The 9,224-nt window shown below is 64.0% G+C and carries 9 protein-coding genes and 2 pseudogenes; 9 read left to right on the forward strand and 2 right to left on the reverse strand.

From position 1 onward, the window contains the following. The 6 genes and pseudogenes from AC1DP3_RS17490 to AC1DP3_RS17515 all read left to right on the forward strand — a co-directional run. A pseudogene (locus AC1DP3_RS17490) lies at positions 1 to 209 on the forward strand (hypothetical protein); the annotation flags it as partial. Between the two features lie 112 nt (positions 210 to 321). Beyond that, a complete protein-coding gene (locus tag AC1DP3_RS17495; protein WP_477295517.1) occupies positions 322 to 558 on the forward strand; it encodes a helix-turn-helix transcriptional regulator in 237 nt (78 codons plus the stop codon). 263 nt (positions 559 to 821) lie between these two features. Then, positions 822 to 1,760: a tyrosine-type recombinase/integrase gene (locus AC1DP3_RS17500; RefSeq protein WP_477295519.1), complete on the forward strand. Its 939-nt coding sequence runs from the start codon at positions 822 to 824 to the stop codon at positions 1,758 to 1,760. A 109-nt stretch (positions 1,761 to 1,869) separates the two neighbouring features. Further along, positions 1,870 to 2,016: pseudogene (locus AC1DP3_RS17505) on the forward strand (patatin-like phospholipase family protein); the annotation flags it as partial. 228 nt (positions 2,017 to 2,244) lie between these two features. After that, positions 2,245 to 2,454: a hypothetical protein gene (locus AC1DP3_RS17510; RefSeq protein ID WP_477295532.1), complete on the forward strand. Its 210-nt coding sequence runs from the start codon at positions 2,245 to 2,247 to the stop codon at positions 2,452 to 2,454. Between the two features lie 320 nt (positions 2,455 to 2,774). After that, the gene (locus tag AC1DP3_RS17515; protein WP_477295521.1) at positions 2,775 to 3,710 is read left to right on the forward strand and encodes an SGNH/GDSL hydrolase family protein; all 936 of its coding nucleotides are present in this window, start codon (positions 2,775 to 2,777) and stop codon (positions 3,708 to 3,710) included. 189 nt (positions 3,711 to 3,899) lie between these two features. Here AC1DP3_RS17515 and AC1DP3_RS17520 read toward each other — a convergent pair whose 3' ends face one another. After that, a complete protein-coding gene (locus AC1DP3_RS17520; RefSeq protein WP_477295522.1) occupies positions 3,900 to 4,472 on the reverse strand; it encodes a hypothetical protein in 573 nt (190 codons plus the stop codon). Positions 4,473 to 4,480: 8 nt separating this feature from the next. Then, positions 4,481 to 4,933, reverse strand: a complete 453-nt coding sequence (locus tag AC1DP3_RS17525) for a single-stranded DNA-binding protein (protein WP_477295524.1) — start codon at positions 4,931 to 4,933, stop codon at positions 4,481 to 4,483. A 380-nt stretch (positions 4,934 to 5,313) separates the two neighbouring features. Here AC1DP3_RS17525 and AC1DP3_RS17530 point away from each other — a divergent pair, with 380 nt between their 5' ends. The 3 genes from AC1DP3_RS17530 to AC1DP3_RS17540 all read left to right on the forward strand — a co-directional run. Next, positions 5,314 to 6,591, forward strand: coding sequence for an ROK family protein (locus AC1DP3_RS17530; RefSeq protein WP_477295526.1), 1,278 nt, complete (start codon positions 5,314 to 5,316; stop codon positions 6,589 to 6,591). Positions 6,592 to 6,845: 254 nt separating this feature from the next. Continuing rightward, positions 6,846 to 8,078, forward strand: a complete 1,233-nt coding sequence (locus AC1DP3_RS17535; protein ID WP_477295528.1) for an ABC transporter substrate-binding protein — start codon at positions 6,846 to 6,848, stop codon at positions 8,076 to 8,078. A 330-nt stretch (positions 8,079 to 8,408) separates the two neighbouring features. After that, positions 8,409 to 9,224, forward strand: an 816-nt coding sequence (locus tag AC1DP3_RS17540) for an FAD-dependent monooxygenase (protein WP_477295530.1), incomplete at its 3' end; no start/stop codon positions are given.

Raw genomic sequence — 9,224 nt, forward strand, 5'->3', positions numbered from 1 at the left:
GCATCGCCCTGTTCTCACCCAACGAGGTCCACGACGGCACCTGGCAGCGCGCCTGGACACGACGCGACCAGACCCAGCGGGCATACTACGAGCAGCACCCGGAGCGATTCCGACGCCCACCGAGCACCCCACTGCCCGCCAGCATCGTCGGCATCAATCTCCCCAAGCCCGACACCAAGCCACACCCCCCACGACTCCAGGCAGCTTGACAGAGCCCGTATCCAACGCTTTCGCATGCACGGCCGTCTTGAGCCGTCAATCGGAAGTGGGGTGCTCTCTCCGGTTCGGTTGAACTGGGGAGGCCTCGGTCACCTACTGAATATGAACAGCGAACAGCTCGCAGAGCTCGGTCTCGAGCGACTGCTGACCACCAGCGAACTCGCCGACTACCTGGGCCTGCGTGTGCAGGCCATATATGACCTGCGCGCCGAGGGGCGCGGGCCGCGCGGCATACCGGTGGGTCGAGAGCTGCGGTTCGCTCCATCCGACATTCGCAGGTGGCTGCATGAGCGACACGAACCCGAGCCTGCCGCTGCACCGAAGGGCGGTGACCTCTGATGGCTGGCCGTCCGCGTCTGCCTGTCGGAACGTTCGGTGAGATCACCACGCGCAAGCTCGAGTCCGGCAGATTCCGTGCGTCCGCGCGGTTCCGGGACTGGGACGGGCACACCCGTCAGGTGACGGCGACCGGGAAGTCCGCGGGTGCCGCGAAGACGGAGCTGAAGACCCAGCTTGCGGACCGGATGCGTATCGGCGGTGACAGTACCGCGATCACTGCGGACTCGCGATTCGTGGAGCTCGGGACGGCCTGGCTGGAATCGATGAAGACCGACCCGGGCCTTTCGGATGGCTCAAAGGAAGTGTACGAGCGCGAGTTCTACTCGCTCGTACTACCGACCTTCCAGCACTTCACCCTCCGCGAGATCACGGTGGGCCGTGTCGAGCGCTTCCTCAACACCCAGCTTGCGAAGTCCTATCCCCGTGCCAAGCATTCACGGACGATCTTGAACTTTGTGCTCGGGTTCGGTGTGCGCCGGGAGATCATCAATCGGAACCCTGTCAAAGACACCTCTCGACTGAGGAAGCCGAAGCGCGTGCCGAAGGCGCTGACGACGGAACAGATCTTCGCGATCCGGACCGCGGCGCGAGAGTGGCGAACCCAGTCCGGGGTGCTCGGCCCCCGCCCAGACGGCCAGGTGCGAGACATCATTGAGCTGATGCTCGGCTCGCTCACTCGCATCGGGGAGGCCCTGGCCTTCCGGAAATGCGATGTCGACATGACCGCAAGTCCGCCTACTGTGCATGTCTGCGGGACCATCGTCGTCCGCAAGGGCGTTGGTGTGCTGCGGCAGCCCCAGCCGAAGACAGCTGAATCCAACCGAGTTGTCGCGATTCCGCCATTCGCTGCCGCGGTCGTCCGGCGGCGGCTGGCGTTGATCGCGGGGGAGGGGCCCGAGCATTTGCTCTTCTTCACCCGCAAGGGCACCCCGCTCGCGCCTCACAATGTGCGACGGACCTTTCGGGAGATTCTCAAGATTGCCGGTCTGGAAGGGCTCGAGATCACCCCCCACGCGTTCCGGCGCACTGGGGCCACATTGCTCACGAACGAACTCGGCATCGAGACCGCGGCCAGCGTCCTCGGCCACACCTCGACGAAGACCACGAAGGAGCACTACGCGGAGCCTGACCGGACGGTGAACCCCATTCCCGCAGCCGTGCTCGAGCGGTTCGCGCCGGACGAAATTCCTAAATCTACTTAGCCTCTGCCCGCACGGGACTATCCCTAAGGGGGTGTCGGAGGCAGGTGTCGGGATGGACGCAATGGGGCCACATGAGCGATGAGGTGCACGCGGACCTAGCGCGTTTCAGGTGCTTGCCCGGGACAGAGGCGGGGCCAAGTCGCTCCTCACGGCTCACATCCTCGCGCAACTCGAGCGGGATCTCGACACCAACCTGGTGGATCACTTCGACCTCATCGCCGGCACGTCCGCCGGCGGCATCCTCGCCCTCGCGCACCCGACCCACCCAGCGTCGGAGTCCTCACGGCTCGCGCCCTCCTTCAGATCTCCGAGGTGTCCACCGACCTGCACGAGGGATGCCCAATTATCGGCTCGGAGGTCACACGGCTTCCCGTCGGCGCGATCGTCGCCGTCTCCATCAGATGGATGCCGTCGACATCGGCTTCGTCAGCCCGTACCAGACGGACCCAGGGGGTCTACGCCCAAACGAGCAACCCTTCCGACAATGACTGCCGACACACGGGAAGCGAACACCCCGATTGCCGACTTCGACAGGGTCGACCTTCTGCACTGGCAGGTCGAAGAGTGCACGGACATCGTCGGCACCCAGGAGGGAGGCTTGCTCCTCGCCGATTCGACTGGTGCACTCCAACTGGTCGCCTCGACGAGCGAGGAGGCCCAACTCGTGAAGGTGCTCCAGCTGACGGAAGCTTGACGGGGCATGGCTAACCGGCGGGGCGCCCCTCAACGAGTTCAACTGGGTCGCTTCTTTTGAGAGCGTCGCCCGTGCCGGCGGGCCCCATTCTCCAAGGTGCCTTCACCGTCAGGACAAAGCTGGAAGGCGGGCCAAATACGCGCCTTCAAGAAGGATCTGTGTCCTCGTTCGTTACCGCAGCGGCGGGCAGTTCATCACCGGAGCTGATGTCGCGCATCAGGTGAATAGTGTGGTGCAGGAGTGATTTGGCGGGTTAGGTTCGATCGCCTGCGCACCGAGGCGCTGGCCAAGTACCACGGTACTGAACGAAGGAGTTCCACATGTCGAATGTCAGCACAAGGCCGAGGCGCCGCCGCCTGCTCCGGCTTCTGAGCGCCACCGCGGTGACGGCGGCCGTCGGGGCCGCCTTGATCGCAAGCCCCGCGCTCGCGGCCGCCGAGCCCGCACTCCAGCCCGGCGACACGTACGTCGCCCTGGGTAGCTCTTACGCGGCAGGCGCCGGTCTGGCTCCCTTAGCCCCCAATGACGTTTTGGCGGTCGCTTGCGGGCGATCCACCATCGCCTACCCATACCTGGTAGCGGACGCGCTCGACCTCACGCTGATCAACGCGACCTGTGGCGGAGCAACCACTGGAAACGTCGCGATCACTCCCCAGGTCGCTGGGGGCCAAACGATCCCGCTGCAAATCGAGGCAGTCACTCCTGAAACCGACCTCGTCACGATCACGATCGGTGGAAACGACGTCAACTACACCCAAAGTATTCTCCGGGAGGCATGCCTTGGTGGCCTCGCCTCCACCCCCCAGGTCCCGTTTGCTGTGTTCTTACAGAGTTTGCCTATCGGCCTCTGCACTCCTCGCCCTGACTCGGACGTGCGCGATCTGCTCACGGGGATTGAGGACAGCCTCATCACAATGGTGCAGGCTGTCCAAGCGCGAGCACCGCACGCACGCATCGTCCTAGTCGACTACCTCACCGTGTTGCCGCAGAACGGCAAGCCCTGCGAGGCGATGCCGATCCCGCAAGATCGCCAAAAGTTCCTGCTTGATGTTGCCCAACAGCTCAGCCTCGCTACAAAGCATGCAGCCCAGCAGACCGGTGTGGAACTGGTGGCCGCCTCCAAGCTCAGCCAGGGTCACGATGCCTGCTCTGCGGACCCATGGACGCGCGGGTTCGTTTCAGTCGGCGGTCTACACCCGAACGCCGCTGGTCATGCCGCTGTCGCCGCAGCCCTAGTGCAAGAGCTCTCCCACTAACTGCTCGGTGCGGATCGCGACGCTGGCTGTACGGCCGCCACCGTGCGCTCCCTTGGAGGCTCCCTCTTTCTACTCCGTGGTCGGTCGCGCGAGCTCTTGTGGCTGCTCGKCCGCCTCGGTGCTCCATTGGTCGGCGAGTGCCGGTCCGGCGGCCACGGACCGGGACGGCCGGCGGTCCGCCGGACTCGCTCACCCTCCGCCGTCAGGCATGGCGGCATAGAACGCCCGCTCCGCCGCGCGTCGCTTCTCCAGGTCGCCAACGACGAAGGTGATGAAGTCTTCGTCGCGGTTCGTGATGACGATGTCCTCGACGGTCTCGGCTGGAGATTCTCCGGGCCAAGAGGCTTGCCGGGTGGCGCGGTCGCGGTCGAGACGTGTTCCGCAGTTGGTGACCCAGTCGTGGAGTCGTTCGCGTGCGTCGGTGAAGTCGCGGAGCCACCCGATAGGTGCGGATCCGTGCTGGTCGGGGTCGTAGGCGCACAGCCAGTGCAGGTGCAGCGCGGATAGTTCCCAGACGAGCTCAGGGTGGCGGTGCCAGAGGGGTGGGATCACGGATGCCGGGAGGCCGTATGTGCGACGAAGCCAGTTCACCCATCGATTGAGTGAGATCCACGCCGTCTCTGCTTCCTCGGCGTTCAGCAGGTTCCAGTTCACCGGGTGGGGTGGGTCAGCCGTCGTCGGTCCGTGGTCCTCCTCCGCGTCCGTGGGGCCGAAGCGCGCCGGAGGCTCCCCCGGACTGGGGCTAGCTGGGTGAGGCGACATCGTGATCCTCAGAATCCCAGGGCCCGCACGACGCGGCTTTCCCGCGTTGGTTCGTTGGCGGGTGCGCGGTGATCGATCGACTCTCGCGCGGGGGATCCCGCCCGTCGGCCGCGGTCGACGTCGTAGCTGGTGCGAGCGAGGTCGTGGCCGAGCTTCTTTGCGACGAACTCTTCAGCCTCGACGACTCGACCCTCGCGTTCGATCCGAAATGTCCGGGTGTAGCCCTCGGCTATGAAACTGTCGCCCTTAGCGAATCTGGCGAGTGCACGTTCCGCGGTGGCGCGGTAGGCGACCATGTCGTGGAAGCTCGGCTCGAGTTCCGTGAACGATCCGTCATCGTTGCGCCGGAAATGGGGCTGCCCGATCCGCACGTACAGACGCGCGTCGCCGTTCTCAGTGGTGGTCCGCTGCGGATCAGCGGCGATGAAGCCCGAGATGGACTGCTGAGTGTGAAGAGCCATGGGACTGACCTCTCGCTTAGGTGAAGCGGTGGATCCACTTCACATAAGAGGTGCGCCAGACATCCCCAGAAGCTGAGTGTAGGGATCTTTCTGAAGTGTCGATTTCGCAGGCGAAATGTCCACGCGAGTCCATATGGACACTTCCCCCGGCTGGGTGCCTCCGGCCTCAAGCGGCGGTGGCTACCCAAGCAGTGCCGGTGTGAGGATTGTGAAGGGCGTGGCGCTGCTGCACATCGACCGGCTTGAGTTGCGTGGGGTGATGGCCACGGGCGACGGCGCGCAGAGCAGCGTTGTGTATGAACGCTACCGAATTATGCCCCAAAACGACCGTCAGGTGCCGACGTTGCACCCTGTCCTCCACAGCTATGGGAATATCAAGCATGACCGATTTGCTCGAGGCCGCGGGCCTGTCCGACGAGGCCACGAGCGCCATGCGCATCGTCAACCTCGTCCGAGCCGGCGTCGCGACGACAAGACCCGAGTTGGGCCGACTAACCGGACTGGGGAGAAGCGTTGTTGCCCAGAGAGTCGACCGGGCGATTCAGGTCGGGCTGCTCGAAGAGCTAGAGGGAACGTCGATGGTCGCGGGTCGCGCACCTCGGCGGTTGCGTTTTCGATCCGAGCGCGGACTGTTGGTCACGTGCGCTTTGGGAGCTCTCCATATTCGGGTCGGCGTAGCGGCGCTCGATGGGGAGGTTCTGGCTCATGTGCACCGAGAATGGGACATCGCGCGCGGCCCAGAGCAGACCGTCGCGGCAGCCTTCGAGATGATTACCGAGGTCGTCGGACAGGCGCCTCAAGCGCCCCTCTGGGGAGTTGCCGTTGGGGTGCCGGGGCCTGTGCGATTCAGGAACGGGCGTCCCGTTGCCTCATCGATGATGCCCGGTTGGAGCGGCTACGACGTCCGAGGGCGGTTCGAAAAGCAGTTCGATGTCCCGACGTGGGTCGATAAGGACGTCAATCTCCTTGCTGTCGGAGAACGTCGACGCCATCAGGCACCGATAGACCTTATCTACTTCAAAATCGGTACGGGGATCGGCGCCGGGCTGATCTCCGAGGGACATATCCACAGGGGGGCGGACGGCGCGGCTGGAGATATCGGGCACGCGAGAGTCGTCGAAGAAGAAGTCCTCTGCCGGTGCGGCAAGACGGGATGCCTGGAGGCCGTCGCGAGCGGATGGGCGATTGTGAKGGATGCGCAACAAGCGATCGACGACGGAGCCCAGGGCCTGCTCGTTGAACGAATCGCAGCCGGTGCTGAACTGAGTGCGTGGCTGATCTCCATGGCCGCGGACGACGGCGACCCTCTCTCCCTGTCGCTTGTGCAGCGCTCGGCGCGCCTGGTCGGCGAGTCGATTGCCGTACTGGTCAATGTATTCAACCCCAGCGTCATTGTGCTCGGCGGAGTCGTGGCCGGCGCGGCCCAAGTGTTTCTCTCCGAGGTACGCCGCCGCGTGTATGAGCTGTCGCTACCCACAGCAACCCAGGACCTAACGATCGTCCGCTCGGCGGACGACCTCCGAGAGCCGCTTCGTGGKGGCATGGAGCTTGCCCGAGAGCAGCTCTTCCAAGTCACTTTTCAACGATGGTTCGCAGATGGCAGGCCCAGCATCGGCCAGTGCACCGCCGGCCGCGCCAGCCTGCCCGTCATTTACTAACCGGTCTGACGCGGATCTTCTCAAGCACGCACGCGCGCTTCCGTCGCGCCGTCTCGACCCCATCCGCCGAACGGATTGTCGACATAAGTAGCTTCAATGTTGGAAAACGACATTCCATGGGACGATTGAGACACCAAAGAGTTGCCTTCAACGCTCAATGTGGTCGACAACGACGTCCTGAAAGGTCTGACATGACACAGAATCACTTGCCTAAGCCCCGCCGGTGGGCGCCCCTTGTTCTTGCCACTGCCGGTGTGGTCGCACTTGCCGGTTGCTCCGGCTCCGGCGGGGGAGAGGAGACGCCCGGTGAAGCGGCCAAGGCATTCTCCTTCTCCTTCCCGCAGGCAAACGACGCCGAGGACTATTACCAGGCCATCGCTCAGCAGTACATGGATGAGACCGGTGTGGAGATCGAACTGCTCCMCCTAAGTGGCAATGCCTATGACACGGCGCTCACCACACAGCTGCAGGCGGGTAACGGTCCGGATTTGTTTATCGGCACCCCTGGCGCCGGTCAGACGGCCGGTGTGGTTCAGCTTGCGGAGGCGGGGCTGTTGGCCCCTCTTGGCGACGCTTCCGCAGCGGTGGTCCCCGCCGGGACAGAGGATCTTTACTCCTTCGATGGCAAGGTGTACGGACAGCCCACGGCCTTTTCACCCACCGGCCTGATCTGGAACCCTGACCTGGCTACGACCACGGGGATTGATGAGTACCCGGCGTCGTTCGACGATCTCTTGGCTGCCTGCGGCGACGCACGCGATGCCGGAGTGGATTTCACCGTCCTCGCCGGTGCCGCCCCGCCGAACCTGGGTCTCATCGCTCAAGCCATCTCGGCGACCCGCGTCTATGCCGCAGATCCAGACTGGAATCAGCAGCGCGCCGCCGGCGATGTCACCTTCGCCGACAGTGGATGGAAGCAGGTGCTTGAGGACTTCATCACAATGAACGAAAGCGGCTGCTTCCAAGACGGCGCGGCCGGCGGCACGTTCGATACGATCACCACGGGTATCACCGGCGGCACGGCGCTGTCCGCAGTTGTCCCGGGGACTGGCGCGGCTGTGCTGAGCGGCATTACCGAGGGCAAGTACTCATTTGACGTGCGTCCCTTCCCGCCCGCAGACGGCGAAGACGAATGGGTGCTTTTGTCGCCGCTGTTCGCGTGGGCATCCAATGGAAAGTCAGACCAGAGTGTCCAACTTGCAGTCCAGGAGTTCCTCGACTGGGCCGCTGAACCGACGAACGCGGTCGAGTTCGCCAACCTGTCTGGCGGAATTCCCGTCGCCGGCGCGGAAGACACGGAACTGCTCCCGCAGTACTCGCCCGTGGCCGATCTCATCTCCGCCGGCTCTTACTCGTCAGAACCGAACCTGAGCTGGCCCAACCCGGCCGTCTACGACGCGCTCAGCGTAGGAATGCAGGGACTGCTCACCGGCCAGACGACTGTGGACGGCATCCTCCAGTCCATGGACGCGGCCTGGGATCAGTAGCCCCTCTCGAACTCGAGAGCGTCCGTCTGCTTCGAACCCGGACGGACGCTCTCGTTCCCATGGGTTCCGCCGACGAGGGTCTCGGCTCTATGATTCCCGGCCCAGAGCTTGCTTCGCGGCCGGCTTGCCGAGGCGAACGTCCAAATTCTCGCTTCACGCATCCATGCGGCGCTACCGAGAACCCCATGGCAGGCATACCGTGCACTTCGGAGCGCCGATCGTGTAACGAACCTGCGCCTGTCTCCCGCATACCTGCCCAACCGGMAGCGACGTCGGATGTTCCCCCGCTGCATCACTAGCTAACACTTCATTTTGAGAAAGAAGCCGAGTATGGATAAGCCGTTGAAGATTTTGATCGTCGGGGCAGGACTGGGCGGGTTGAGCACGGCAGTCGCATTGGCGCAGATCGGGGCCAGTGTCGACGTCATTGAGATCAAAGAGGAGAACACTGTGCCGGGGGTCGGTTTTGGCCTCAGAGTCAACGCGCTGCGCGCCGTTCGCGAGATCGGACTCCTCGAGCAGTGCAAGGAGATCGGCAACAACGCGACCGGGTTGACCTACTACGACAACAAGGGCCGGCACCTGAGCGACCTCAGCTATGGACCTGGCGATGGCGACATCCCCAGCATCCTGCTCATGGCCAGACTCGACTACTTGAAGATCGTCACTGCACGCGCACTCGAAGTGGGGTGCAACATCCGGATGGGCACCACCGTCGCAAGCCTCGAACAAGACTCAGAAAGTGTTGCCGTCACTTTCAGCAGCGGAGATACCGCCGACTACGACCTCGTGATCGGATTCGACGGGATCTACTCGCAGATCCGCAACGAGTACTTCGGCACTCAGTTCGGCCCGACACCGGCCGGGGGTGTGGCATGGCGTACCGCTTTGCCTATGGCCGACGAGATGAGCCGGACGGGAACGCTTTTCTGCCAGGGCCACGGGGGTAAAGCCCTCTTCGCTCCGCTGACGGGCGACTCGATGTACATGGTGCTGACCGTCGCTGAGCAAGGTCGTCCGCGATACGACCCGGCGGAGATGCCCCAAATCATGTACGACAAAGCCCGCGCACTGATGGGCGATTCGACGTTCATGGCCGAGTCGATCGAGCAGATCCGACAGTCGACCAGTGTCGCCTACACGCCC

The sequence above is a fragment of the Microbacterium sp. P5_B6 genome (genome assembly GCF_056400345.1).

Coding starts and splice junctions, on each gene's coding strand:
- AC1DP3_RS17525 (WP_477295524.1), bottom strand. CDS start 4,933: ATGGCTCTTCACACTCAGCAGTCCATCTCGGGCTTCATCGCCGCTGAT.
- AC1DP3_RS17495 (WP_477295517.1), top strand. CDS start 322: ATGAACAGCGAACAGCTCGCAGAGCTCGGTCTCGAGCGACTGCTGACC.
- AC1DP3_RS17510 (WP_477295532.1), top strand. CDS start 2,245: ATGACTGCCGACACACGGGAAGCGAACACCCCGATTGCCGACTTCGAC.
- AC1DP3_RS17515 (WP_477295521.1), top strand. CDS start 2,775: ATGTCGAATGTCAGCACAAGGCCGAGGCGCCGCCGCCTGCTCCGGCTT.
- AC1DP3_RS17520 (WP_477295522.1), bottom strand. CDS start 4,472: ATGTCGCCTCACCCAGCTAGCCCCAGTCCGGGGGAGCCTCCGGCGCGC.
- AC1DP3_RS17500 (WP_477295519.1), top strand. CDS start 822: ATGAAGACCGACCCGGGCCTTTCGGATGGCTCAAAGGAAGTGTACGAG.